This is a genomic window from Actinospineispora acaciae DSM 45401 (assembly GCF_000620785.1).
Taxonomy (GTDB): Bacteria; Actinomycetota; Actinomycetes; order Mycobacteriales; family Pseudonocardiaceae; genus Pseudonocardia; species Pseudonocardia acaciae.
The window spans coordinates 77,284-101,225 of record NZ_JIAI01000019.1 but is presented as its reverse complement, the minus strand read 5'-3'; the positions used below and the strand labels follow the sequence as shown (position 1 = coordinate 101,225).

Sequence of the window (23,942 nt, the reverse complement as noted above, 5' to 3'; positions counted from 1 at the left end):
GGCGCACCCGTCGCCGAGGACGACGACGCATCGCTGGTGGCCGCCGCACCGACACCGGGGATCGAGGCGTTCGTGCCCGGAGCCTTCGACGTGGTCGTGCCGCTGCCGTTGCCGATGAACTCGCCCACCGCGCCGTTGATCGCCGACACCGTGCCCGCCACCGGGGCGTACAACACGGAGTTGTCGACATCCTTCTGCGCCAGCGCCACAGACGCCCGCGCCTGAGCGACCACCGCCGCCGCCGCGTCGGTGTCCGAGGGCTTGTCGTTCTCCGCGGTGTCCAGGTTGTTCTGCGCCTCCACCACCGCCTTGCGGGCGGTCTCGATATCGATGCGGCCCTTGCTGGCGTCCACGTCCTTCTGGTGCTTGGCCTTCTCGTACTCCGTACGCGAGACCACGGCCTGCCGCTTCGCGTTGATGCACGCCTGCTTCTTCTGGTCCCCGTTCGGGTCTTGCATCGCGGAGCCGGCGGCGCCACCCAGCGAACCGAGCAACCCGCCACCGCCGGACGACCCACCGTTGCCGAACCCGCCGCCGGAACCGGAGCCGAAGCCCGAGTCCGAACCTGAGCCGGAACCAGCGGAAGACGCGCCACCAGCGCCGGCCATGTCCTTATCGCTCATGCCGCCACAGATCTTCCGCGCGGCGCGAAGGTCGAACTCCAACTGCTTGCGAGCCCGGTCCACCAGCTCCTCGTCGAGGTGGATCTGCTCGTCCACGTTCGACTTGGTGGCGTCCAGGATCTCCTTCGCCTGGTTCAGCGAGTCCTTCGCACCGCCGATCGCGGGGTTACCCGAGGCCTTGTCCAACCGCGCCTGCGCCTCGTCCAGCTTCGCCTGCTCCTGGTTGAGCGCCTGCCGCCACGCGAAGTCATCGATCCGCGCCAACACCTGACCAGGCTGCACCCGGTCACCGACCTTGACGTTCACCTCTTTGAGCTGCGCGCCCTTCGAGAAGCCCAGGTTCTGCGAGGTCACCGCCGCCAACGCACCCGACGCGGACACCTTCGTAGCAACCATGCCGCGCTCGACCCGAGCGGTGGGCGCGGAGGGGGTACCGCCCCCACATCCCGCGGCCACCGCCGACACGACCAAGGCCAGTGACACCGCGGCGGCCATGCGCACCCCCGTACTGCCGCGGATCGTCGTTGTGGTCATCAACAGTCCTGCCTTTCACGTGCAGTGGTGAACCGGTGAGTTTCGGGGAGCACCGGTCCGCTCACTGTGTCGTCATTTCGGGGGAAGGGGTCCATCGCAACTGGTGTGCCGTGCCCACCTCATTCCTCGTGTCGGTCCGGACCCCCACTGGCGTGGGTTACTACTGGTATCTGAGCGCTTCGATCGGCCGCAGCCGGGATGCCCGGTTGGCGGGGTACCCACCGGCGACCACGCCGATCGCAAGGCTGACCACGAAGGCGATCACGATAGCCATCACGGACAGCTGCGGCGCGCCGAAGTCCGGCGCCACCTTCGGAATCACGATCGCGCCCGCGATCGTGATGCTGACTCCGATCAAGATGCCGACGCAGCCGCCCAGCCCGGCCAGCACCGTCGACTCGATCAAGAATTGTTTCATGATCGCACTACGCCTGGCCCCGATGGCCTTGCGGATGCCGATCTCCCTGGTCCGCTCGGTCACCGAGACCAGCATGATGTTCGCGACCCCGATGCCGCCGACGATCAGCGAGATCGCCGCCACCGCGACGGTGAACAGCGTCAGGAAGGTCAGGAACTGGTTGAACTGGTCGAGCAGGCTCTGCAGCGCGGTGACCTCGAAGTCCCGCTTGGACGGGTCGGTGATGTTGTGCCGCTCGGACAGGATCTTGGTGACCTGGTCCAGCGCGGGCTGAACCTGCGGCACGCTGGCCGCCTTCACGACGATCGTGTTCACCGTGTCGGCGCCGCCGCCGCCCTTCACGAACGCCCGGGCGGCACCCAGCGGCATGATCGCCACGTCATCGTCCTGGCCGTTGCTCTTGACCACGCCGATGACCCGGAACGTGCTCCGGTCGATGCGCACGTCCTTGCCGATCGCCGCGCCGGCGTCGCCACCGAACAGGTTGGCCACCGGGTTCGGGCCGAGCACGACCACCTTGGCCCTGGACTTCTCCTGGGAGTCGGTGAAGAACGACCCGACCACCAGCGAGCGGTTGTTCATGTCCAGGTACTCGGTGGTGGAGCCGGCCAGCGAGGCGCGGAACTGCGCCTGGTTGTACGTGATCAGCGAGTTGCCCGTGACCACCGGCATGACCTGGCCGACGTCCGGCGCCTGGTTCGGGTTGCGCAGCGCGGTGACGTCGGAGTCCTTGAGGTCCTTCGCCGCGCCGCCACCGGGCACGCTGCCGCTGGTCTTGGTGATGATGATCTGGGTGCCCAGCTTGCCGAACGACTCGTTGAAGCCGGCCTTCATGCCATCACCGAGACCGACCAGCACGATCACGGCGGACACGCCGATCACGATGCCCAGCGTGGTCAGCGCCGAGCGCAGGCGGTTCGCGCGCATGCTGCGCAGCGCGATGGTGAACGCCTCTTTCAGGTTCATGCTGTCCCCGACACAACTCTCATCCGCTGACCCCGCTCCTGTTCCGCTGGACCTCGTCCCGGATGACCTGGCCATCCCGGAGCGTGACCACGCGTTTCGCGAACGAAGCGACCTCATCCTCGTGCGTGATCAGCACGACGGTGCGGCCGGAGTCGTTCAGCTCGGTCAGCAGCTTCATGATCTCCACGGTGGAGGCGGTGTCTAGGTTTCCTGTCGGTTCGTCGGCCAGGATCATTACCGGATCGGTAACAATCGCCCTGGCGATCGCGACGCGCTGCTGCTGACCACCGGAGAGCTCGTTGGGCAGGTGCTTGGTCCGGGTGCCGAGGCCGACCTTCTCCAGCGCCTCGGTGGCCTTCGCCCTGCGGTTGCCGATCCCGGCGTAGACCATGGGGAGCTCGACGTTGCGCACCGCGCTGGTGCGGGGGATCAGGTTGAACGCCTGGAACACGAACCCGATCTTGCGGTTGCGGATCTCGGCGAGCTGGTTGTCCCGCAGCGTGCCGACGTCGATCCCGTCCAGCCGGTACGTGCCGTCGGTGGGAATGTCCAGACAGCCCAGGATGTTCATCATGGTGCTCTTGCCGGAACCCGAGGGACCCATGATCGCGACGAGGTCGCCTGTCTCGATGGTCAGGCTGACGTTGTTCAGGGCGCGCAGTTCGATGTCGCCCATCTGGTAGATCTTCGTGACGTTCTCGAGCTCGATCATCTTCCCCCCGGGTACGGGTTGGCCGCTGCCCAGGATGTCAGGAAGCGCCCTACTGACGGCACGTCAATTCCGACGTAATCCCTAGCAATGCGAACCACTTGGGTAACGACGTTCGTAGCAACCACGTTACGCGATGAGGTGATCGTCACCGAGACGGGTGTGACTTGGCCGTCTGGGGCCTCAATCGCCGAAAAGAGCTGGCAAAGTCGCACTCCATGCGGTAGCAAGCACCTCTTGCTCCAGGGTACCGACGCCGGCCACGGCCAGGCCGTTCTCCGCTGCGGTGACCGACCCGAGCTCGGTGCAGGGGACCGAGGCGTCGGCGCAGCGCGCGGTGAACTCCGCCAGGCGGTCGGGCGGTACCGAGACCAGGGCGCGCGCCGTCGACTCGGAGAAGAGGGCGACGAACGGGTCGTGGTTCTTTGGTAGTACTACGTCCGCGCCCCGGCCGCCGATCAGGCAGGCCTCGACCAGCGCCTGGGCCAGGCCGCCGTCGGAGAGGTCGTGGGCGGAGGACAGCTCGCCGGTGGGGGCGGCGGCAATGAGTACGGACGCGAGCGCCCGCTCGGCGGTGAGGTCGACCCGGGGCGGGCGTCCGCCGAGGTGACCGTGCACGACGTGCGCCCACTCGCCGCCGTCCAGTTCCTCGCGGGTATCGCCGAGGAGGAGTACGCGGTCGCCGAGGGTGGCGAAGCCGGTGGGGACGCGGTGGGCGACGTCGTCGATCACGCCGAGCACGCCGACGACCGGGGTGGGGTGGATCGCGGTGTCGCCGGTCTGGTTGTAGAAGCTGACGTTCCCGCCGGTGACCGGGATGCCGAGGGCGGCGCAACCGTCCGCGAGCCCGCGCACCGCCTGCTGGAACTGCCACATCACGCCCGGGTCCTCGGGGGAGCCGAAGTTCAGGCAGTCCGTGACCGCGACCGGCCGCGTCCCGCTGACCGCCACGTTGCGGTAGGCCTCGGCGAGCGCGAGCTGGGCGCCGGCGTAGGGGTCGAGGGCGCAGAACCGGGCGTTGCAGTCGGTGGCGACGGCGATGCCCCGGTCCGCTCGCGCGCGCGTTCCTTCTTTTTGGGGGGTCCCCCCCGCCCCCTCCCCCACCCCCGCCTCGATTCGGATCATGCCGGCGTCGGCGGGCTGCGCCGAGACCGTATTGCCGCGCACGTAGCGGTCGTACTGGTCGGTGACCCAGGCGCGGCTGCACAGGTTCGGGCTGGCCGCCATCGTCAGGATGGTCTCGCGCAGCTCGTCCGGCGTGTTCGGGCGGCGCAGCGTCTTGGTGCCGTTCGCGGCCAGCGCGTCCTGGGAGTCCGGGCGGGCGATCGGGCGCTGGTAGACCGGGCCCTCGTGCGCGACCGTGCGCGGTGGCACGTCCACCACCGTCTCGCCCCGCCAGGTGATCACCAGCCGGTCGCCGTCGGTCACCTCGCCGATCACGGTGGCCAGCACGCCCCACTTGCGGCACACGTCGAGGAACCGGTCCACGTTCGCGGGCGTGACCACCGCGCACATGCGCTCCTGCGACTCACTGGACAGGATCTCGGCCGGCGTCATGTCCCTGGCGCGCAGGGGGACCGCGTCCAGCTCGACTCGCATGCCACCGTCGCCGGCGCTGGCCAGCTCCGACGTCGCGCAGGACAGGCCGGCGCCGCCGAGGTCCTGGATGCCGACCACCAGGCCGGCGTTGAAGAGCTCGAGACAACATTCGATCAGTACCTTCTCGGTAAACGGGTCGCCTACCTGTACTGACGGAAGCTTCTTGCGTCCGGTTCCGCTCTCGTCGCCATCAAATGTTTCGGATGCCAGCACCGAGACGCCGCCGATGCCGTCCAGCCCGGTGCGGGCGCCGAATAAGATGATCTTGTTGCCGGCGCCGGAGGCGTGCGCGAGGTGCAGGTCCTCTTTCCTGAGCAGGCCCACGCACAGGGCGTTGACCAGTGGGTTTCCCGCGTAGCCTGGGTCGAAGACCAGCTCACCGCCGATGTTCGGCAGGCCGAGGCAGTTGCCGTAGGAGCCGATCCCGGACACCACGCCGGGCAGCACCCGCGCGGTGTCCGGCGCGTCCGCGGGGCCGAACCGCAGCGGGTCGGCGACCGCGATCGGCCGCGCGCCCATGGCCATGATGTCGCGCACGATGCCGCCGACGCCGGTGGCCGCGCCCTGGTGCGGCTCCACGTAGGACGGATGGTTGTGCGACTCCACCTTGAAGGTGACCGCCCAGCCGTCGCCGATGTCCACCACGCCGGCGTTCTCCCCGATGCCGGCCAGCATCTTCGCGCGCATCTCCGGCGTGGTGGTCTCGCCGAAGTAGCGCAGGTGCACCTTCGAGGACTTGTACGAGCAGTGCTCGCTCCACATCACGCTGTACATGGCGAGCTCGGCGTCGGTCGGCCGGCGGCCCAGGATCTCCCGGATCCGCCCGTACTCGGCGTCCCGCAGCCCCAGCTCCGCGTACGGCTGCGGCTGGTCCGGGGTGGCCGCCGCGTTCTCGGTCGTGTCGATGCTCGACCCCGCGAGCGGGTCTTCGGTGCCGACGCTCGCCTCGCGGCGCTGGTCCTCGGGCTCGATCACGGCTGCCAGCCTACGTGGCGGGCGCGTCGGTCACTGGTACCGCAGCGCCTCGATGGGTCGCAGCTTGGCGGCACGGAACGCCGGGTAACCGCCCGCGATGAGGCCGATGGCGAGGCTCACCACGAACGCCACGACGATCGCCGGGGCCGACACCTGGGGCGCGCCGAAGTCGGGCGCCACGTTCGGGATGACCGCCGCGCCGACCAGCGTGATCCCCACGCCGAGCACCACGCCGACCAGCCCGCCGAGCCCGGCCAGCACCGTCGACTCGATCAGGAACTGTTTCATGATCGCGCGGCGGGGGGCGCCGATGGCCTTGCGGATGCCGATCTCCCTGGTCCGCTCGGTCACCGAGACCAGCATGATGTTCGCGACCCCGACCCCGCCGACGACCAGCGAGATGCCGGCCACCGCGACGATGAACAGGCTCAGGAAGAAGATGAACTGGTTGATCTGGTCCAGCTGGCCCTGCAGCGCGGTGACGTCGAAGTCGCGCTTCGACTGGTCCTTGATGTTGTGCCGGTCGGACAGGATCTTGGTGATCTGGTCGACGGCGGCCGGGACGGTGGCCACGCTGGTCGCCTTGATGGCCATCGTCGTGATCGAGTCGCCGCCCTTGAGGTTCGCCCTGGCGGTCTGCAGCGGCATCAGCGCGATGTCGTCGTTGTTGCCGTCCGTCTTGAGCACCCCGATGACCTTGAACGTGGCCCGGTCCAGCCGTATGTCCGAGCCGATCGCCTTGCCGGCGTCGCCGCCGTAGAGGCTGGCCACCGGGTTCGGGCCGAGCAGCACCACCTTGGCGGAGGTGCGCGCCTGCTCCTCGGTGAACATCGAGCCGGCCACGATCTCGCGGTTGTTCACGCTGAGGTAGTCGGTGGTCGAGCCGGCCACGCTGGTCCGGAACGTGGTGGAGTCGCGGGTCGCCAGCGCGTCGCCGCCGATGACCGGGATGACGGTGGCCACGTCCGGGGCCTTGGTCTTGTCGCTGAGCGCGTTGACGTCGGCCATCTTGAGGTCGCGGGCCTTCCCGCCGCCAGGGACCGAGCCCTCCACCTTCTTGACGATGATCGCGGTGGCCAGCTCGCCGAAGCTCTTGTTGAACCCGGCCTTCATGCCGTCGCCCAGGCCGACGAGGACGATCACCGCCGTCACGCCGATCACGATGCCGAGCGTGGTGAGCGCGGACCGCAGGCGGTTCGCACGCAGGCCGCGCATGGCAATAGTGAGTGCTTCTTTGAGGTTCATCGGATCCGTCCGTCGAGTGTCGGCACCTCTAGCATCGGGGAGCCAGAGGGCCGCTAGCACGTGTAATTCGAGTTGCCTGCGCCACTTCGCGCCGGCGGACGGATACGTCCCCGGCTCAGCTGGCGACCAGCCCGGCGAGCACCGAGGTGAAGATCCCCAGGCCGTCGGCGGACGGCCCGGTCGCCGGGTCGATGGCGTGCTCCGGGTGCGGCATCAGGCCGACCACCCGCCCGTTCGCCGAGGCCACGCCGGCGATGTCCCGGCTCGCGCCGTTGGGCGCCCCCGCTTCGTAACGGAACACGACCCGCCGTTGTTCCTCCAGCTCGTCCAGGGTGCGCGGGTCGGCGACGTAGCGGCCCTCGCCGGACTTCAGCGGCACCAGGATGCGCTGGCCTTCGCGGTAGCCGCTGGTCCACGCGGTGTCCGCGCGCTCGACGCGCAGCCACAGGTCTTGGCAGATGAAGCGCAGCCGCGCGTTGCGGGTCAGCGCGCCGGGCAGCAGGCCGGCCTCGCAGAGGATCTGGAATCCGTTGCAGATGCCCAGCACCGGCATCCCGGTGCCCGCCGCGTCCAACACCGGACCCATGACCGGGGCGAACCGGGCGATCGCGCCGGCGCGCAGGTAGTCGCCGTAGGAGAAGCCGCCGGGCACGATCACCGCGTCCACCCCGCGCAGGTCGGCGTCGGCGTGCCACAGCGGCACCGGCTCCGCGCCGGCGTGGCGCACCGCGCGCGCGGCATCCACGTCGTCCAGCGTGCCAGGGAAGGTGATCACACCGACGCGGGCGGTCACGGGGTGACCCTGGTCACGCGCCAGTCCTCGATCACCGGGTTGGCCAGCAGCGTGCCGGCCAGCTTATGCAGTGTCTCGTCGTCGATGGAGTCGTCCACGTCGAGCTCGAAGTGCTTGCCCTGCCGCACCTCGCTCACCCCGGCGAAGCCGAGCCTGGCCAGCGCGCCGGCCACCGCCTGCCCCTGCGGATCGAGGATCTCCGGCTTGGGCATCACGTCCACCACCACACGAGCCATGCCCGCAGCCTAATGTCTCCGTCCGGGTCGGGTTGTCCCTCGAGGCCGGCCTGTGGACAACTTCCGCGCCGCGCGCCCCCGTTCTGGGACAGTTGGCTCATGAGAGTTCTGGTGCTGGGCGGCACTGTGTTCCTGTCCCGCGCGGTCGCGGCGGCGGCGCTGGCGCGCGGGCACGAGGTGTGGTGCGTGGCGCGCGGGGCCTCGGGCTCGGCGCCGGACGGAGCGCGGCTGGTGGTGGCCGACCGTGACCGACCCGGCGCGCTCGACGAGCTGCGCGGCGAGCGGTTCGACGCGGTGGTGGACGTGGCGACCATGTCGCTGCCCTGGGTCGCCGACGCGTTGGACGCGCTCGCCGAGAAGGCCGGGCACTGGACGTTCGTGTCCACCATCAACGTCTACGCGGACGCCGCCACCCGCGGCCAGCGCGCCGACGCGCCGCTGCTCGCGCCGCGCACCGAGCCCACCGAGCGGTCCGACACTCCGGATCCCGACGTCTACGGCGGGGTCAAGGTGGCCAGCGAGAACGCGGTGCGCGCTGCGCTGGGCGAGCGGGCGTTCGTGGTGCGGGGCGGGCTGCTCGCCGGCCCCGGCGACCCGCACGACAGGTTCGGCTACTGGCCGGCGCGGATGGCCACCGGCGGCCGGGTGGTCGTCCCGGACGTGCCCGACCAGCCGTTCCAGTACGCCGACGCGCGCGACCTGGCCGACTGGATCGTCTCCGCCGGCGAGCGCGGCCTGGCCGGCACGTTCGACGGCACCGGCCCGCGCGGCACGCTGGCCGCCGTGCTGGAGGGCATCGCCTCCTCGGTGGGCGCCGCCGACCTGTCGTTGGTCCCGGTGCCGCCGGAGGACCTGCTCGCCGCCGGAGTCAGACCGTGGGCCGGGCCGAAGTCGCTGCCGCTGTGGCTGCCGACCACCCACTACGGCATGGCCGACCGGGACACCGAGGCGTCGCTGGCCGCCGGCCTGGAGATCCGTCCGCTCGCCGACACCGCCGCCGACGTGCTGGCCGACGAACGCTCGCTCGGCCCGAACCGTCCCCGCAAGGCCGGCCTCACCCCCGAGGAGGAGGCGCCCCTGCTCCAGTAATCGGTGCCGGCGTCGGGCTCGGCTCGGGCGACCTGTAGGTGGCCGGCAGCGCGCCGGCGGCCAGCGCGGCGTCGACCGCGTCCATCAGCGCCGCGCGGGAGGCGGGACGGCGCAGGTCGGACGCCGTCGCCGCGATCCGCACCAGGCCGCCCCGGCGCGCGACCCGGGTGGCCGCGCCGACCAGCGAACCGGCCGGTGTGCGGTGCGCCTTAGCCTTGTCCGCTTCCAGGTCCGCTGCATGGTCCGTGCCCACCGCGCGCGCCGCACCCAGCCCGCGCGCCCGACCGCCGCGCAGAACACGACTCCGCGGCCCCAGCCCGCCGCCGCGCCCGCCGCTCACGTCGAGCACCCGCCCGCGTAACAGCCGGCCGCCATCCGCCCCGGCGTCCAGCAGCCGCACGCCCACGCTGTCCGCGCACACCCGGAACCCGCGCCGGCGCAGCGCCACCAGCGTGCCGGCCGAGGCCAGCCAGCGCGGCGGCGCGAACACCTCGGACGGCAGGCCTAGCTCGTCCATGGTCCGGGTGGCCGCGATCAGCCGCAGGGTGGCCTCGTGGCAGGGCAGCGAGGCGAACTCCGCGCGCCGGCCCATGCCGGCCACCGGGCTCGTGGCCCACCGGCCGATCGGGTCCACGGTGTGGTCGAAACCGTGCAGGACCAGCGCGTCGCCGACCCGGACCCGGCCCCGCAGCCAGCGGATCACCGGCGCGTCGGGAAGGTGCCGGCCGTCCCGGGGTCGGGGCGGGAGCAGCCAGGACGCCGGCACCAGGCGGGAGTCCAGCTCGGTGGCGAGGTCGGCGGCGTCCGACAGGGTTGGCGCGGACAGCCCGGACAGCGACACGATCAGCGTGGCGGTCACGTGTTCCATGACGCCGCACCGGCATGACGGCCCGCTGACCTCGACGTGGCGGCACCGTGACGATGCCGTGAAAGCGCAGGTGACGTCGCCGCCGTGGTCAGCCGACCCAGTGGTGGCCGGTGATCCGCTCGTACAGCTCGACGTACCGGGACCTGGCCAGCTGCACGATCTCGGCGGGCACCTCCGGCCCGGGCGGGCGCCGGTCCCAGCCGGTGCCGTTGGCCCAGTCCCGGACGATCTGCTTGTCGAACGAGCGCTGCGGGCGACCCGGCTCCCAGTCGACCGCCGGCCAGTACCGGGACGAGTCCGAGGTGAAGATCTCGTCGCCGAGCACCAGCGCCCCGTCCGCCGCCCGGCCGAACTCGAACTTGGTGTCCGCCATCAGGATCCCGTTGGCCGCCGCCAGCTCCGCGCCCCGCCGGTACAGCTCCAGGGTGGCCCGGCGCAGCTCGGCGGCGGTGTCCGCGCCCACGAGCGCGACCACGTCGTCGAAGGTCATGAACTCGTCGTGCTCGCCGACCGGCGCCTTGGTGGTCGGCGTGAAGATCGGCTCGGGCAGCTTCGAGCCCTCCACCAGCCCGTCCGGCAGCCGCACCCCGGAGACCGCGCCGTCGCGCTGGTACTCCTTGAGGCCCAGCCCGGTCAGGTAGCCGCGCGCGATGCACTCGACCGGGAGCATCTCCAGCCGCCGGCACCGGATCGCCCGGCCGGCCACCCCGTCGGGCACGTCCGTCCCGGAGATCACGTGGTTGTCCACCACGTCCGCCGACTTGCCGAACCACCACAGCGAGAGCTGGGTGAGCAGCGCCCCCTTGTCCGGGATCGGGGTGGGCAGCACCACGTCGTAGACCGACACCCGGTCGGAGGCGACCAGCACGATGTCGCCCCGGTCCAGGTAGACCTCGCGCACCTTGCCGGAGTGCAGCAGCTCCATGTTCGGCGTACCTCCCGCTACAGGATCGGTGACGGCGTGTAGCCGGCGGCGTCCGGGTTGGCCTTGGCGACCTCCGCCACGCGCGCGATCACCTCGTCGGTCTGGGCGCGCGCCGCGCCGGTGAACTCCAGCGGGTCGGCCGGCTTCAGCGCGCCGGGCGCCAGCCCGAGCCGGGGGTCGGCGGCCAGCCGGTCCAGCAGGTCGTTGCCGGCCTGGCCCCGCTCGCGCATGGCCAGCGCCACCGCCACCGCGTGCTCCTTGATCACCTCGTGCGCGGTCTCACGGCCGACGCCGGCGCGCACCGCGGCCATCAGCACGCTGGTGGTGGCCAGGAACGGCAGGTAGCGGTCCAGCTCGCGGGCGATCACCGCGGGGTAGGCGCCGAACTCGTCGAGCACCGTCAGGAACGTCTCGATCAGCCCGTCCACGGCGAAGAACGCGTCCGGCAACGCCACCCGGCGCACCACCGAGCAGGACACATCCCCCTCGTTCCACTGGCTGCCGGCCAGCTCGCCGGCCATGCTCGCGTACCCGCGCAGCACCACGGCCAGCCCGTTGACCCGCTCGCAGGAACGGGTGTTCATCTTGTGCGGCATCGCCGACGAGCCGACCTGGCCGGGCCGGAAACCCTCGGTGACCAGCTCCTGCCCGGCCATCAGCCGGATCGTGGTGGCCAGGCTGGACGGCCCGGCGGCCAGCTGCACCAGCGCGGTGATCACCTCGTAGTCCAGCGAGCGTGGGTAGACCTGCCCCACGCTGGTCAGCACGGTGGCGAAGCCGAGGTGGTCGGCCACCCGCCGCTCCAGCTCGGCCAGCTTCGCGGGATCGCCGCCGAGCAGGTCCAGCACGTCCTGCCCGGTGCCGACCGGCCCCTTGATGCCGCGCAGCGGGTACCGCTCGATCAGCTCGGTCAACCGGCCGCGCGCGACCAGCAGCTCGTCGGCCGCGCTGGCGAACCGCTTGCCCAGCGTGGTGGCCTGCGCGGCGACGTTGTGGCTGCGCCCGGCGATCACCAGCTCGCGGTACTCGCCGGCGCGGCGGGCCAGCCTGGCCAGCACCGCGACCGTCCGGTCGGCCAGGTGCACCAGCCCGGCCCGGACCTGCGACTGCTCCACGTTCTCGGTGAGGTCGCGGCTGGTCAGGCCCTTGTGCACGTGCTCGTGGCCGGCCAGCGCGTTGAACTCCTCGATGCGCGCCTTCACGTCGTGGCGGGTGACCCGCTCGCGGGCCGCGATCGAGTCCAGGTCGACGTCCTCGACCACCCGCTCGTAGTCCGCGATCGCCCGCTCCGGGACGTCCACCCCCAGCTCACGCTGTGCGCGCAGCACCGCCAGCCAGAGCCGTCGCTCCAGCACGATCTTGTACTCCGGGGAGAACAGCCGGGTCAGCTCTGGGCTGGCGTACCGGCTGGCCAGCACGTTCGGTATCACGGCTTGCAGCCTACGGCCGGTCGTGAGCGGCGTCCGGCCATAGCGGTGCTCGCCACTCACGACCGCCCGGTCAGTGCCGGCCGGCGAGGTCGGTGGCGATCCGGTTGAGCTGGCCGACGAACGGGGCCTGACCGGGACCGGCCGCGATCACGGTGACGCTCAGCTCGTCACCGGCCCGGGTCTTGCGCGCGGTCGCCAGCGCGTCCGAACCGCTCGCGCCCATGCCCGCCACGCCGGAGCCGGCCGGCGAGAGCACCACCCGCAACGTGCCCCGGACGCCGCCGTCGTCAACGTCCACCTCGACTCCCCTGGCCCCAGGCGGACACCCCTCGGAGTCGGACGGGGCGCGCGGGATGGCGTCCTTCACGGCCGGGAGCACGGCCGCGAGCTGGGCGAACAACTCCGGGTCCGGGCCGGCGCACCCGGCCGGGGCCTCCCGCTGCCTGGCGTCGAACGGCGTGGCCAGGTTCGGCGCCTCCTTCGGTGCGGGCGCCGGCGCGGGCGCTCCCGGCGCACCCGGTGACGCCGCCGCGCCCGGACCGGATCCGTACGGCACCGCCGCCTGCGGCGCTCCTGGCGGGGCGGCCTCGAGCGGGCGCGCGGACCTGGCGTCCGGCGCGAACCCGGGCCGGTCCGGCGCGCTGGCCGGGGCCGGACCCGCGAGCGTGCTGGACGTGCCGGTCGACGAGCCGAACACCCCGGCCCCGGCAAGGCCGACGGCCGCCACCGCGACGGCGGCCACCGCGACACCGCCGGCCACCCGCCGCTGGTGGCGCTGGTGCGCCCGCCGGGAGCCGGCCAGCACGTCGGCATGGTCGAAGGTGGCCGGCGGGGCCTGGCCGGCGGCGTCGTCGGCCGCGTCTCGGAACAGCTCGGCCAGCCTGCGCTCATCCATCTCCGGTCACCTCCCGTCCGGTGTGCGTCCGCGCGTTCATCCGGTCGGCCTCAGGTCGTCCAGCGCGGTGCCCAGCACCGACCGCAGCGCGGCCAGCCCGTGCGCCGTCTGGCTCTTCACCGTGCCCTGCCGACAGCCCAGCGCCCGCGCCGTGGCCGCCACGTCCAGCCCCTCCAGGAACCGCAGCACCAGCACCGCCCGCTGTCGCGGCGGCAGCTCGCGCAGCCCCGCCACCAGCGCGTGCCGGGTCGCCACCCCGTCCGCCGTGCCGTCCGCGACCGCCGACGGCTCCGGCGGCTCGGAGACCGCGCGTTCCCGCCGCCACGGCCGGCGCGTCTCGTCGATGAGCGCCCGTACCAGCGTCCGCCGCAGGTAGGCGTCCACGGCGGCCGGCTCGCGGATGCTGTTCCACTTGCGGTGCAGCGCCACGAACGCCGTCTGCGCCAGGTCGTCGGCGTGGTGCCAGTCGCCGCAGAGCAGGTAGGCGCTGCGGCGCACGGCATCGCGCCGTGTCCGGAAGAACTCCTCGAACGCCCGCTCGCCGGCCTGGTCCACCTCACCCCTTCCCTCGAGCCCGCGTGACACATGATGGGGCCTGCCGCCCGGACGCTCACACACCCGGACGGAACCGCCGCGCCTCCCGGTTGCATGGCTTCGGAAAAACCCGACTTCCGTAATGGATTTGTTACCCCGCCGAGACCTCGGAGCGGAGAGCTGCTTGAATGTCTCAGCGTGCGCCACTCCACACGCCCCGCCGCCCGATCCGGTCGTTCGGCCCGCTCCGGCGGCGACGCCCCGATCGATCTCCGGTCGGACACGGTCACCCAGCCGAGCAAGCAGATGCGCGCGGCGATGGCCACCGCCGAGGTCGGCGACGACGTGCTCGACGGCGACCCGACCATGGCCGAGCTGCAGGAACGCATCGCCGCGCTGCTCGGGGTGCAGGCCGCGCTGTGGGTGCCCAGCGGCTCGATGGGCAACCTGATCGCGCTCACCGCCCACCTACAGCGCGGTGACGCGTTCCTGGCGCCGGCCGGCTCGCACGTGCTGGATGCCGAGCTCGGCACGCCGGCCTGGCTGGCCGGGGGCATGCCGTCCCCGCTGCCGCACGACGCCGGCCCCGGCAAGATCAGCCCGGACGCGGTGATCCGGGCGGCCGGCACTCCGGGGCCGTACTACACGCTGCGCACCACGCTGCTCTGCCTGGAGAACACCCACATGTCCTCCGGCGGCGTGGTCACCGAGGTCGACGAGCACGCCGCACTGGCCGCCGCCGCCCGCCGCAGCGGCCTCAAGGTGCACCTCGACGGGGCCCGGCTGTGGCACGCCTCGGTCGCGCTCGGCCTGCCACCCGCCGCGCTGACCGTCGGCGTCGACACCGTGCAGGTGTGCCTGAGCAAGGGCCTCGGCGCGCCGGTCGGCTCGCTGGTGGCCGGCACGGCGGAGTTCGTCGAGGAGGCCCGCCGTTTGCGCAAGATGCTCGGCGGCGGCGTCCGCCAGGGTGGCGTGCTGGCCGCCGCCGGCCTGGTCGCACTGGACAACATCGACCGCCTCGCCGAGGACCACGACCGCGCCGCCCGACTGGCCGAAGGACTGGCCGAGCTCGGCTGGCCGGTCACCACCCCGGCGACCAACATCGTCTTGCTCACCCCCGCCGACCTGCCCAGCACGCTGCGCCGGCTGGCCCAGGCGAAGGTGCTCGCCGGCCCGATCGGCGGCCGGATCCGGTTCGTCACCCACGGCGACCTGACCGACGCCGACATCGACGCCGCGCTACACCGCATCGGCCCGGCCGAGGCGGACTACGGCCCCTCCCGCCGCCTCGCCTGACCCGGCCTACCGCGCGAGGAACCGCTCCAGCCGGGCGAGGGCCTCGGCGATGTCCTCGCTCGAACCGGCGAAGGACAACCGGATGAAGCGGTTGCCGTGCTCGGTGTCGAAGTCCAGCCCGGGCGCCACCGCGACGCCCGTCTCGGCGAGTACCGTGCGGCAGAACGCCATCGAGTCGTCGGTCAGGTGGCCCACGTCCGCGTACACGTAGAACGCGCCGTCCGCCGGGGCGAGCTTGTCGATCCCCAGCCGGGGCAGCCCGTCCAGCAGCAGCGACCGATTCACCGCGTACCGGGCGACGTGCGACTCGACCTCCGCAATGCTGGCCGGCTCGAACGCGGACAAGGCGGCGACCTGCGGCAACGCCGGCGGGCACACGGTGAAGTTGCCGGTCAGCCGCTCCGCCGCGCGCCGCAGCCGAGGCGGCACCAGCAGCCAGCCGAGCCGCCAGCCGGTCATGGAGAAGTACTTGGAGAACGAGTTGACCACGATCGCCTCGCGCGAGGTCTGCCAGGCGCAGGCGGTCGGCGGCGTGCCCGGGTAGGAGATGCCGTGGTAGATCTCGTCGCTGACCAGCTGGACGCCGTTGTGCTCGCACCAGGCCGCGATCCGGGCCAGCTCGCCGGGCTCCAGCACCGTGCCGGTCGGGTTGGCCGGGCTGGCCAGCACCAGCCCGCGCACCGGACCGCTCGCGGGCAGCCGCTCGAGCATCTCCACGGTCGGCTGGAACCGGGTCCCCGGCCCGCAGTCCAGCTCGACCACCTCGCAGCCCAGCGCGTGCAGGATGTTGCGGTAGCACGGGTAGCCCGGCCGGGCCATCGCAACCCGGTCGCCGGCGTCGAAGGCGGCCAGGAAGCCGAGCAGGAAACCCCCGGACGAACCCGTGGTGACCACCACGTCCTCGGCGGCCACCGAGACCCCGTAGCGCCGCCCGTAGTACGCGGCGATCGCGGTGCGCAGCTCGGGGATGCCCGCGCTCTCGGTGTAGCCGAGCAGGTCGGAGGCCAGCGCCTCGGCGGCCGCCGCCCGCACCGCCGCCGGCGCCGGGGTGGACGGCTGCCCGGCGGACAGGTTCACCAGGTCGCCGTGGCTGCGCTGCCGCTCGGCCGCCGCCGCCAGGACGTCCATGACGTGGAACGGTTCGACGACCGCCGCGCGCCGGGCGACCGCCAGCCTGGCTCCGGACGTGGCCGCTCCGTCGATCGTGCCGCTCATCAGTAGCCACGGTAGCCCTCCCCGGCGGCGAGGCTGACCACCCCGGGCACCCGCGACACCGAGCCGTACCGCGCGATCGCGTACCGCACCCCGGCGATGATGTTGTCCACCGGGTCGAGGATCTGGTCGTGCCCCGGCAGGTGCCAACGCTCGAACGTGGGCGGAATGGTTTGCATGAGCCCGGTGGACGGGATGCCCTTGGCGGCGTTCGAGTCCCAGTTGTTCACCGCCGCCGGGTTGCCGCTGGACTCGTGCTTGATGATCGTCGCAATCGCGTCCGGGTCCATCTGCTCGGGCCGATAGCCGTGCTCGCGCAGGATCGCCGTCGCCCGCTCGATCCAGTCGCGCACCGAGCCGGCCGGCGCGTGTGTCGGCGCCGGCACGGCATGTCGCCTGGGTTCTCGCGGCCGCTCCTTGCGACGCGGCGGCTTCGACCTCGAACTCGGCGCTCGCGCGGGCGGCCGCGCCGGCTCGGGCGGTGGCGGTCTCGCCGGCCGCTCGCCCGGTACCGGGACGTCCGCGATCGCCCGCGTCCCGGCTCGCACCGCGTCCAGGTCGGCCTCCAGGCACCGCTCGGGCCAGGTACCGGCGAACACCCGAGCCGAGTCGGCGGCCGCCCGCAACGCCCGCGCCGCCCGCTCACTGGCCTGGCCGAGCGCCCCGGCCCACTCCTCGTACGCCCGCGCCGCGCTACCGCTCCACGCCGGCCCGAGCCAGGCCTGCCCGGCCGCCGGTCCGCGCCCCACCCGAGCGAGCAACGCGGCCGCCTCGGTCCACCGCCGAACCGCCGACTCCAGCACTCCGCTCACCCCGACCACCGACAGATCCGCTCGGCCAGCGCGGCGTCCGCCGAACGCATGCCCTCCGCACAGGCCACCACCGACTCCGCCGCCGACGCCAACCGTGTCGCCACCGCCGAAAGCGCCTGGTAACACGCCAGGTCAACCTGCGCCACCGCCCCGGCCAACGCCGCGTCCTCACCCGCATCGACCCGTTCCGAAGCCGCCGCCGAACCACCATCGGCCGCCGAATCGAGCCACCCGGCGACCTCGGCCGCCCACCGGCCCAACTCGGCGCCGACCTGCTCCAGGTCGGCCAGCACATAACGCGTCACACTGATGCAGACGGCTCCCGGACCGTCCCGGTTCCACTCGATCTTCGCCGGGATCGCGCGGCCCCGAGCCCGCGGGCAGGTAGGCTGACCCTCCGCACGGGCCTCTAGCTCAATTGGCAGAGCAGCGGACTTTTAATCCGCGGGTTGTGGGTTCGAGTCCCACGGGGCCCACCCTCTGGGCAGCCGTGTCCGCGGAGAGCGCAGACCGGGTCGGGTGGCGATGATGTTGGGGGGTCGACCCCCCCCAAGCCCCCCACGGCGCGAGCTTCTTCCGACCCGGCGTGGTTGCGTTGGGTTTTGACCAGCGCCGGTCTGCGGTTCGTATTGTGGGACCTTTGGCCCACCCTCTGGGCAGCCGTGTCCGCGGAGAGCGCACACCGGCGTGTCATCGGGGTAGCTCGTCGTGGCTGGGCACCTGGCTGGCGTCGATGCGGGCTCGTTCCTCGGCGCTCAGGCCGGCGGCGGCGAGGATCTTCTGGACCATGCCGTTCTTGCCGTGCCCGTATTCGTCGATGTTCGCCGCGTGCGCCCCGACTTGTTTCTTGATCGCGCCGTATTCTGCTCGCAGTGCGCTGTCGGCGCGAAGGGTATCTCGGACGGCCAGGTGATTACGGAGTGACAGGGATCCGGCCACGATTACGTAGGTGTTGGTGCCGGCCAGTCGCGCGGGTTCCTTGAATGCCCACCGCTGGGGAATTCCCAGCTCACCGACGGGGGTGAAACCGAGATCAGTCAGGACGTCGCTGGCCGCGATGACATCGGGTTCAGCAACCACTATGTCGGCATCGATAATTGGCTTCGCGGCAAGGCCTGGAACCGATGTGCTACCAACGTGCTCGATACCGATGATCGGAACACCGGCGGCCTCCAGGGCGCTCGAATACTCGGCTCGGAGCGCTTCGAATCGATCAGGCCAACCTGGGTCATAGTCGACGACGGTGATCACCGGATCGAAGCTACACGGTGCCATGCCCGATCGGCATTTCCTTTGGTGGTGTGAGGCCGGTTAGCTGGTCACGACATGTCGGGCGAACGCGAGGACCCTATGCCCATACCTGATCTGATCGCCGCGAGCTGGACCACCGCGGGTGCCTGCGATCCGTTGTCGGGCGACGACCGTAGTCCGGTGCCGATCCGGGAACGGGTCGAGGCGGCGGCGTGGGCGGGTTTCCGAGGGTTCGGGATCCGGCACGGTGACCTGCTCGCGGTGGAGAACACGATCGGGCTGCACGAGTTCAGGGTGATGCTGGACGCCAACGGGGTTCGGTTCGTCGAGTTGGAGTGCCTCGACGGGTGGTACGGGACGGGGCGGAACGGGCGAGCTCGGATCGGCAGCGGGGCGATCTGCTGCGGGCCGCCGAAGCGCTGGGGGCGCGGAGTATCAAGGCCGGCGGGAACTATTTCGGCGCGGAGTTCGACAGCGACCGAATCGCAGCCGAACTGGCCATGCTCGGCCGGCAGGCGGCCGATGCCGGAACGCGGATCGGTCTGGAACCGGTGCCGTTCGCGGACATTCGGACACCGGAGATGGCCCTCGAAGTCGTCCAGAAAGCGGGCAATCCCGCGGTGGGGGTGTACCTCGACATCTGGCACGTCGCACGGGCCGGTTTCGACTTCGAGAGCCTGAGCGCGATACCGGTCACCGCCATTGTGGGCGTCGAGTTGGACGATGCCGCGCGCGAGGTGCGGGGCAACCTCGTGGAGGACACCGTCAACCGGCGCAGGTTTCCCGGCGAAGGAGAGCTCGACGTTCAGGGGTTTGTCGACGCCGTGCGGCGGGGCGGCTATGCCGGGCCGTGGGGCGTCGAAATGCTGTCCGTCGAGTATCGACAACTGCCGGTGCAGACGGCCGTTCGGGCCGCGTACACGAGCGCCGCGCAGTTCCTGGCGAGGTAGGTCGGGCTCGGGCGCGGCGTCCGCGGGGACGGGCGGGTCGACCGTGCGCCATGCACGCAGGCCGCCGGCGTGCACCCGGTTCGCGTGACGAGCCGCCGTCACCGGACGGACCTCGGTGGCCGCCTTCGCCCGGGGGCCGCGCGAGGTCCTCGCCGGAGCGGGCTGACCAGGCGGTGCCGTCCGGGCGGCCGGGGCACGCCAGATAGGGTGCTGCCGTGACCGCCACCGAAAATATCCGGCGCTGGGCTACTGCGCTGCCCGAGGTCGAAGAGACCAGCCATTTCCGGTTCCATGTTCCTATCTTCAAGGTCCGGGGCCGAACCTTCCTCGGCATGGGGAAGAACGGGACGACGGCAGTGTTCTGCATTAGCGAACAGCAGGCGGAGAATACGGCGGCCGCCGACCCGTCCGCCTGTGAGCCGGTCCGGCGCCGCGACGCGGGGCGGAGCTTTCTCGGGCTTCAGGTCGAGCTCGGCAACATTTCCGAAGATCGAATCCGGTCGCTCGTCGAGGACGCGTGGCGGAACCAGGCGCCGAAACAGCTGGTGGCCGAGCACGATCGCAACGGAGCGACGCCGGCGTAGAAAACCGCCGACAACGGCTCACGGCCCGCGGCATACTCGTTTCATGCGGCTCGCGAGGCTCTGGGCCACCGTGATCGGCTGTGGGTTCGTGGTGGTCGGCGTGCTGAGGTTCGTGCGGCTCGAGGGCGTGTCGGGGTGGGACGTTCCGGAGCCGGTGCACGGGCTGCTGCACCTCGTGTCCGGCGCGCTGTGGCTGGCGGCGGCGTGGGCGTACCGGGGGCGCTACGTCGGCCCGGTGAACCGGTGGTTGGGGTTGTTCTGGCTGGTCATTGGGGTGGTCGGCAACCTCGGGATGCTCGAGAGGGTCGAGGCGCTCTCGTTCGACGACAACGGGGTGCACCTGGTTGTCGGCGTCGTCGGCACGGCGGTGGGATGGGCCGGGTGGGTCATGCGCAGGGTGGGCCGGCCATCGCCGCGGTGAACGGCCCGATTCAGGTCGATGTCGCGGCGACGGCTTCCATTTCCAGTTTCCACGCCGGGTCGAGCAGTTGGCAGCACACGACGGTCAAGGATGGGCGGTGCTCGCCCAGGTACTTGGCGCGCAGCGCGGTATTGGCCGCGCGGTATTTCGGGTCGGCGAGATAGGTACGGGTGGAGATCAGGTCGGTGTAGGTCAGGCCGGCGGCGTTCAGGATCGTGCCCAGGTGTTGCCAGATCTGCTCGGCCTGGTCCTCGAACGACTCCGGCATGGTGGTTCCGTCCGAGCGGTAGCCGTTCAGACCGCTGATGAACAACAGCCGCGAGTCACCGCTCACCTCGATGGCGTGGCTGTAGTTGGTGTACGGCGGGAAGACGTCGTCCGGGTTGAAGCTGGTGATCGGCATGGCACATAACCCTGCCGCACGGGCGGCGGCGAGTCACGACGGTTTCACCGGCCGGTGGCGACCAGGAACCCGACGACGATCGCGGCCAGCAGGAACCAGGCGCCGATGCTGGCCTTCTCGGCTCCGCCGCCCTTCCCGCCGATGCGACGGCGGAAGAACCGCAGCACCAGGTACGCCATGCCGAGCAAGAACACCAACGCCAGGAACGTCCCGGCCCCGTCCCCTCCGGCGCCGACAGCGAGAACCGTCATGGTTCGGCACGATCGCGATGCGCACGGACGCTCGGACCCGGATTGCGCCGAATCGTTCGCGATCGCGAACGTCAGTGTCAGGCAGACTCGTAGCCGTGAGCGACACTTCGACCCACGCGGCCGGCGTCGACAACCAGGACGACCTGGCCAAGGCGCGCAACGGCGACGATGCCGCCTTCACCCGGCTGGTGGAGCCGCTGCGGCGCGAGCTGCACGCGCACTGCTACCGGATGCTCGGCTCCGTGCACGACGCCGACGACGCGCTGCAGGACGCGCTGCTGCGGGCGTGGCGGGGGCTGGCCCGGTTCGAGGGGCGCAGCTCGCTGCGGTCGTGGTTGTACACGGTGGCCACCCGCACCTGCCTGGACACGGTGGAACGCCGGGGCAGGCGCGCGCTGCCGGTCGACCTCGGCCCGGCCAGCGAGCGGGCGGTGCTCGACGACGCGGTGCGCAACGAGGTCGCCTGGCTCGGCCCGTACCCGGACACCGCCCTTGGCGGCGGCCAAGCCGGCCCGGACGCCCGCTACGAGCAGCGTGAGGCCGTCGAGCTCGCGTTCGTGGCCAGCCTGCAGCACCTGCCGGGCAACCAGCGCGCCGCGCTGCTGCTGTTCGAGGTGCTCGGGTTCTCGGTGGCCGAGATCGCCGCCACCATGGACACCTCGACGGCCTCGGTGAACAGCGCCCTGCAGCGGGCGCGCCGGATCGTGTCCGAGAAGGTGCCCGCCCGCACCCAGCAGCGCACGCTGCGTGAGATCGGCGACGCGCGCCTGCGCGAGATCGTCACCGGCTACACCACGGCGCTGGAACGAGGCGACGCCGACGCCCTGATCGCGCTGCTCACCGAGGACGTCACCTGGTCGATGCCGCCGATGCCGCACTGGTACCACGGCCTGGACGCGGTCACCGACTTCGCGCTCAGGGTGCCGCTGAACGACTGCGGCTCATGGCGACACCTCCGAACCGGGGCGAACGGCCAGCCCGCCGTGGCGTCCTACCTGCGCGGCGAGGACGACGCCGGCCCGTACCGAGCCTGGTCGATCAACGTCTTCACGCTGCTCGGCGACCGGATCGCCGAGATCACCTCGTTCCTCGGCCGCGAGCACTTCGCCCGCTTCGACCTGCCCACCGAGCTGTCCGCGGAGCCGAGCGATCAGCCCGGCACGTAGTTCAGCGCCACCACGCCGTTGCCGAACGTCTTCGTCTCGACCAGCTCCAGCTTCAGCCGGCCGGCTTCGACCCCCTCGAACAACCGCCCACCCGAGCCACCCACCACCACCGGGAAGATCAGGAACTGGAACCTGTCGATCAGGTTGTGCTCGATCAGCGTGCGGTCCAGCCCGCTGGTGCCGTACTTGATGAGCGCCTTGCCCGGCTGGGCCTTGAGCTTGGCCACCTCCTCGGCGAGGTCGCCGTCGAGCAGCGTGGCGTTCCAGGTGGTCTCGCGCAGCGTCGTCGACGCGACGTACTTCGACATGCTGTTGATCTTGTCGAGGTACGGGTCCCCCTGGATCGCACCCCACGACGACGCGAACTTCTCGTACGTCACCCGCCCGAGCAGGAACGCGTCGTACTCGTCCAGCTGGGCCAGCGAGTAGTCCTTCACCTCACCGTCGAAGTACCCGCCGGTCCACTCCCAGGGCGCCCCGACGACCCCGTCCAGCGACACCAACGTCGATTCGATCAGCTTCCTCATCACGGTCTCCTTCCGTCTCGCCGGTACAGACCCCTGACGAGACGGAAAGGAATCGCCGCGAGCGCGGCCGATCGGGTGACCCCGATGACGAAGGACACCAGGACCGCGCCGCCCGCGATCCAGACCATGGCATGCAGCGAGAGATGGTCGACCGCGGTACCCCCGACGAGCGCACCGAGCCCGATCGAGAGGTTCCACACCGCCACCCACAGCGCGGTCGCCGCCTCGACGGCCTTCGGTGCGGCGGTGATCATCCAGGTCTGCATGCTGACCGACAGCCCGCCGAAGAACAGGCCCCACAGCAGGATCAGCGCGATGCCCGAGATCGGTTGGAAACCGACGATCGGCAGCACCCCCAACGCCAGCGTGATCACCCCGAGCATGGTGACGACGACGCGCGAGACGCCACGGGCGAGCAGGGCGCCGGCGACGAGGTTCCCGGCCAGGCCGACGAGCCCGTAGGCGAGCAGGGTCGGGCCGACCGAGGAGACCGACATGCCGACGATGTCCCGCAGCATCGGGCCGATGAAGGTGAACGCGGCGAAGTGACCCGCGACGGCGAACAGGGTGACGACAAGCCCGACCGCGACCGTCCGGTTACGAACCTGGGCGACGAGCAGCCGAGGCCGAACCGGCGCCTGCGCGGTCAGCGGCGGCAGCGCCACCAGCAGCGCCACCAGCGACACGACCGCCGAGGCCCCCAGGGCGGCGAACGCCAGCCGCCACCCGAGGGCATCGCCAAGGACCGTGCCCAGCGGAACACCCAGCACGTTGGCCGCGGCGACCCCGGCGAAGATGATCGAGGTCGCCCGAGGCACCTTCGCCGGCGAGACCAGGCTCACCGCCAGCCCGCCGCCGATCGCCCAGAAGCCCCCGATGGCGATGCCGACGAACACCCGCGACACCAGCAGCACGCCGAAGGTCGGCGCCAGCCACGACACCGCGTTCGCCGCGGTCATGATGACCATCAACCCGACCAGCACGACCCTCCGGTCGAGCCGGCCGACCAGCAGCGGAACCACCGGTGCCGCCAGCCCCGCGACGATGCTCGGGACCGTCACGCTCAGCCCGGCGAGGCCCTCGGTCACCTCCAGGGTCGAGCTCAGCGAGGTCAGCAGGCCGACGGGCAACTGTTCGGCGACCACCAGCACGAACACACCCAGCATCGCCGCCCACGCCGCACCCCACCGCTCTGCCTTGACCTCCGTCGACGCCACCCGCGGGCCCCTT

At 71.5% G+C, this 23,942-nt stretch carries 26 protein-coding genes and 1 tRNA gene; 7 read left to right on the top strand and 20 right to left on the bottom strand.

Annotation, left to right across the window (positions count from 1 at the left end; genetic code table 11):
• The 7 genes from N912_RS0143520 to purS form a co-directional block, all read right to left on the bottom strand.
• Positions 1 to 1,019 (bottom strand): efflux RND transporter periplasmic adaptor subunit (locus tag N912_RS0143520; RefSeq protein WP_169748053.1); only part of this gene is annotated, 1,019 nt, incomplete at its 3' end.
• A gap of 298 nt (positions 1,020 to 1,317) precedes the next feature.
• Complete coding sequence (locus tag N912_RS0143515) at positions 1,318 to 2,541, bottom strand: ABC transporter permease (RefSeq protein ID WP_028927382.1); 1,224 nt, start codon at positions 2,539 to 2,541, stop codon at positions 1,318 to 1,320.
• Positions 2,542 to 2,560: 19 nt separating this feature from the next.
• Positions 2,561 to 3,253 (bottom strand): ABC transporter ATP-binding protein, encoded by a 693-nt coding sequence (locus tag N912_RS0143510; protein WP_028927381.1) that lies wholly within the window; start codon positions 3,251 to 3,253, stop codon positions 2,561 to 2,563.
• 180 nt (positions 3,254 to 3,433) lie between these two features.
• Positions 3,434 to 5,755, bottom strand: coding sequence for a phosphoribosylformylglycinamidine synthase subunit PurL (gene purL / locus N912_RS0143505; protein WP_028927380.1), 2,322 nt, complete (start codon positions 5,753 to 5,755; stop codon positions 3,434 to 3,436).
• Positions 5,756 to 5,854: 99 nt separating this feature from the next.
• On the bottom strand, positions 5,855 to 7,039 hold the full coding sequence (locus N912_RS0143500) for an ABC transporter permease (protein ID WP_051581612.1): 1,185 nt from the start codon (positions 7,037 to 7,039) through the stop codon (positions 5,855 to 5,857).
• Positions 7,040 to 7,184: 145 nt separating this feature from the next.
• Positions 7,185 to 7,862 (bottom strand): phosphoribosylformylglycinamidine synthase subunit PurQ, encoded by a 678-nt coding sequence (gene purQ, locus N912_RS0143495; protein ID WP_028927378.1) that lies wholly within the window; start codon positions 7,860 to 7,862, stop codon positions 7,185 to 7,187.
• Entirely contained in the window at positions 7,859 to 8,098 is a 240-nt protein-coding gene (gene purS, locus N912_RS0143490; protein ID WP_028927377.1) for a phosphoribosylformylglycinamidine synthase subunit PurS, read from the bottom strand. Before purS ends, purQ begins: the two co-directional genes overlap by 4 nt.
• Positions 8,099 to 8,197: 99 nt before the next feature.
• Here purS and N912_RS0143485 point away from each other — a divergent pair, with 99 nt between their 5' ends.
• Entirely contained in the window at positions 8,198 to 9,187 is a 990-nt protein-coding gene (locus tag N912_RS0143485; RefSeq protein WP_028927376.1) for an NAD-dependent epimerase/dehydratase family protein, read from the top strand.
• Here N912_RS0143485 and N912_RS58375 read toward each other — a convergent pair.
• The 5 genes from N912_RS58375 to N912_RS0143460 form a co-directional block, all read right to left on the bottom strand.
• Positions 9,153 to 10,055: a DUF2334 domain-containing protein gene (locus tag N912_RS58375; protein ID WP_051581611.1), complete on the bottom strand. Its 903-nt coding sequence runs from the start codon at positions 10,053 to 10,055 to the stop codon at positions 9,153 to 9,155. The two genes, N912_RS0143485 and N912_RS58375, sit on opposite strands and share 35 nt — an antisense overlap.
• Before the next feature lie 88 nt (positions 10,056 to 10,143).
• Positions 10,144 to 10,980 carry a phosphoribosylaminoimidazolesuccinocarboxamide synthase gene (locus N912_RS0143475; protein ID WP_028927375.1) on the bottom strand — a complete coding sequence of 279 codons (837 nt, stop codon included), beginning with the start codon at positions 10,978 to 10,980 and terminating at the stop codon, positions 10,144 to 10,146.
• A gap of 17 nt (positions 10,981 to 10,997) precedes the next feature.
• Entirely contained in the window at positions 10,998 to 12,410 is a 1,413-nt protein-coding gene (purB, locus tag N912_RS0143470; protein ID WP_028927374.1) for an adenylosuccinate lyase, read from the bottom strand.
• 70 nt (positions 12,411 to 12,480) lie between these two features.
• Positions 12,481 to 13,305 carry a hypothetical protein gene (locus N912_RS0143465; protein ID WP_028927373.1) on the bottom strand — a complete coding sequence of 275 codons (825 nt, stop codon included), beginning with the start codon at positions 13,303 to 13,305 and terminating at the stop codon, positions 12,481 to 12,483.
• A gap of 36 nt (positions 13,306 to 13,341) precedes the next feature.
• Complete coding sequence (locus N912_RS0143460; protein WP_028927372.1) at positions 13,342 to 13,860, bottom strand: SigE family RNA polymerase sigma factor; 519 nt, start codon at positions 13,858 to 13,860, stop codon at positions 13,342 to 13,344.
• 285 nt (positions 13,861 to 14,145) lie between these two features.
• Here N912_RS0143460 and N912_RS58370 point away from each other — a divergent pair, with 285 nt between their 5' ends.
• Positions 14,146 to 15,135: a threonine aldolase family protein gene (locus N912_RS58370; RefSeq protein WP_245645886.1), complete on the top strand. Its 990-nt coding sequence runs from the start codon at positions 14,146 to 14,148 to the stop codon at positions 15,133 to 15,135.
• Positions 15,136 to 15,141: 6 nt separating this feature from the next.
• On the opposite strand, the gene N912_RS0143450 is transcribed toward N912_RS58370, so the two are convergent.
• Genes N912_RS0143450 through N912_RS0143440 form a run of 3 tightly spaced genes read right to left on the bottom strand, consistent with a single transcriptional unit; the run spans position 15,142 to position 17,464 of the window.
• A complete protein-coding gene (locus tag N912_RS0143450) occupies positions 15,142 to 16,350 on the bottom strand; it encodes a pyridoxal phosphate-dependent aminotransferase (RefSeq protein WP_051581610.1) in 1,209 nt (402 codons plus the stop codon).
• Positions 16,350 to 17,159, bottom strand: coding sequence for a transglycosylase SLT domain-containing protein (locus N912_RS66665; RefSeq protein ID WP_281176386.1), 810 nt, complete (start codon positions 17,157 to 17,159; stop codon positions 16,350 to 16,352). Before N912_RS66665 ends, N912_RS0143450 begins: the two co-directional genes overlap by 1 nt.
• On the bottom strand, positions 17,156 to 17,464 hold the full coding sequence (locus N912_RS0143440; RefSeq protein WP_156994368.1) for a hypothetical protein: 309 nt from the start codon (positions 17,462 to 17,464) through the stop codon (positions 17,156 to 17,158). Before N912_RS0143440 ends, N912_RS66665 begins: the two co-directional genes overlap by 4 nt.
• Before the next feature lie 98 nt (positions 17,465 to 17,562).
• Between N912_RS0143440 and N912_RS0143435 the strand changes: the two genes are divergently transcribed.
• Positions 17,563 to 17,635: transfer RNA gene (locus tag N912_RS0143435), tRNA-Lys, on the top strand.
• Between the two features lie 214 nt (positions 17,636 to 17,849).
• Here N912_RS0143435 and N912_RS0143430 read toward each other — a convergent pair.
• Positions 17,850 to 18,410, bottom strand: a complete 561-nt coding sequence (locus N912_RS0143430; protein WP_028927369.1) for a GrpB family protein — start codon at positions 18,408 to 18,410, stop codon at positions 17,850 to 17,852.
• A 347-nt stretch (positions 18,411 to 18,757) separates the two neighbouring features.
• Between N912_RS0143430 and N912_RS58360 the strand changes: the two genes are divergently transcribed.
• The 3 genes from N912_RS58360 (at position 18,758) to N912_RS0143415 (ending at position 20,365) form a co-directional block, all read left to right on the top strand.
• Positions 18,758 to 19,360: a sugar phosphate isomerase/epimerase family protein gene (locus N912_RS58360; RefSeq protein ID WP_051581608.1), complete on the top strand. Its 603-nt coding sequence runs from the start codon at positions 18,758 to 18,760 to the stop codon at positions 19,358 to 19,360.
• A gap of 215 nt (positions 19,361 to 19,575) precedes the next feature.
• Complete coding sequence (locus N912_RS0143420) at positions 19,576 to 19,944, top strand: MmcQ/YjbR family DNA-binding protein (RefSeq protein WP_028927368.1); 369 nt, start codon at positions 19,576 to 19,578, stop codon at positions 19,942 to 19,944.
• 43 nt (positions 19,945 to 19,987) lie between these two features.
• Complete coding sequence (locus N912_RS0143415) at positions 19,988 to 20,365, top strand: hypothetical protein (RefSeq protein ID WP_028927367.1); 378 nt, start codon at positions 19,988 to 19,990, stop codon at positions 20,363 to 20,365.
• 10 nt (positions 20,366 to 20,375) lie between these two features.
• Here the strand turns inward: N912_RS0143415 and N912_RS0143410 are convergent, their stop codons facing one another.
• Both N912_RS0143410 and N912_RS0143405 read right to left on the bottom strand, forming a co-directional pair.
• A complete protein-coding gene (locus N912_RS0143410) occupies positions 20,376 to 20,768 on the bottom strand; it encodes a RidA family protein (RefSeq protein WP_028927366.1) in 393 nt (130 codons plus the stop codon).
• A gap of 44 nt (positions 20,769 to 20,812) precedes the next feature.
• A complete protein-coding gene (locus N912_RS0143405) occupies positions 20,813 to 21,019 on the bottom strand; it encodes a hypothetical protein (protein WP_028927365.1) in 207 nt (68 codons plus the stop codon).
• Positions 21,020 to 21,114: 95 nt separating this feature from the next.
• Here N912_RS0143405 and N912_RS58355 point away from each other — a divergent pair, with 95 nt between their 5' ends.
• The gene (locus N912_RS58355; protein WP_051581607.1) at positions 21,115 to 22,185 is read left to right on the top strand and encodes a sigma-70 family RNA polymerase sigma factor; all 1,071 of its coding nucleotides are present in this window, start codon (positions 21,115 to 21,117) and stop codon (positions 22,183 to 22,185) included.
• Here the strand turns inward: N912_RS58355 and N912_RS0143395 are convergent.
• A complete protein-coding gene (locus N912_RS0143395; RefSeq protein WP_028927364.1) occupies positions 22,170 to 22,712 on the bottom strand; it encodes a dihydrofolate reductase family protein in 543 nt (180 codons plus the stop codon). The genes N912_RS58355 and N912_RS0143395 overlap by 16 nt on opposite strands.
• Positions 22,712 to 23,929 (bottom strand): MFS transporter, encoded by a 1,218-nt coding sequence (locus N912_RS58350; protein ID WP_245645884.1) that lies wholly within the window; start codon positions 23,927 to 23,929, stop codon positions 22,712 to 22,714. Before N912_RS58350 ends, N912_RS0143395 begins: the two co-directional genes overlap by 1 nt.
• Positions 23,930 to 23,942 lie beyond the last annotated feature (13 nt).

What these genes read in the sequence shown, in the direction of transcription:
- N912_RS0143515 (WP_028927382.1), bottom strand. Translation starts at nt 2,541, where the DNA reads ATGAACCTGAAAGAGGCGTTCACCATCGCGCTGCGCAGCATGCGCGCG.
- N912_RS0143510 (WP_028927381.1), bottom strand. Translation starts at nt 3,253, where the DNA reads ATGATCGAGCTCGAGAACGTCACGAAGATCTACCAGATGGGCGACATC.
- N912_RS0143500 (WP_051581612.1), bottom strand. Translation starts at nt 7,039, where the DNA reads ATGCGCGGCCTGCGTGCGAACCGCCTGCGGTCCGCGCTCACCACGCTC.
- purS (WP_028927377.1), bottom strand. Translation starts at nt 8,098, where the DNA reads ATGGCTCGTGTGGTGGTGGACGTGATGCCCAAGCCGGAGATCCTCGAT.
- N912_RS0143485 (WP_028927376.1), top strand. Translation starts at nt 8,198, where the DNA reads ATGAGAGTTCTGGTGCTGGGCGGCACTGTGTTCCTGTCCCGCGCGGTC.
- N912_RS58375 (WP_051581611.1), bottom strand. Translation starts at nt 10,055, where the DNA reads ATGGAACACGTGACCGCCACGCTGATCGTGTCGCTGTCCGGGCTGTCC.
- N912_RS0143475 (WP_028927375.1), bottom strand. Translation starts at nt 10,980, where the DNA reads ATGGAGCTGCTGCACTCCGGCAAGGTGCGCGAGGTCTACCTGGACCGG.
- N912_RS0143465 (WP_028927373.1), bottom strand. Translation starts at nt 13,305, where the DNA reads ATGGATGAGCGCAGGCTGGCCGAGCTGTTCCGAGACGCGGCCGACGAC.
- N912_RS58370 (WP_245645886.1), top strand. Translation starts at nt 14,146, where the DNA reads ATGCGCGCGGCGATGGCCACCGCCGAGGTCGGCGACGACGTGCTCGAC.
- N912_RS0143450 (WP_051581610.1), bottom strand. Translation starts at nt 16,350, where the DNA reads ATGAGCGGCACGATCGACGGAGCGGCCACGTCCGGAGCCAGGCTGGCG.
- N912_RS0143415 (WP_028927367.1), top strand. Translation starts at nt 19,988, where the DNA reads ATGCGGCTCGCGAGGCTCTGGGCCACCGTGATCGGCTGTGGGTTCGTG.
- N912_RS0143410 (WP_028927366.1), bottom strand. Translation starts at nt 20,768, where the DNA reads ATGCCGATCACCAGCTTCAACCCGGACGACGTCTTCCCGCCGTACACC.
- N912_RS0143405 (WP_028927365.1), bottom strand. Translation starts at nt 21,019, where the DNA reads ATGACGGTTCTCGCTGTCGGCGCCGGAGGGGACGGGGCCGGGACGTTC.
- N912_RS0143395 (WP_028927364.1), bottom strand. Translation starts at nt 22,712, where the DNA reads ATGAGGAAGCTGATCGAATCGACGTTGGTGTCGCTGGACGGGGTCGTC.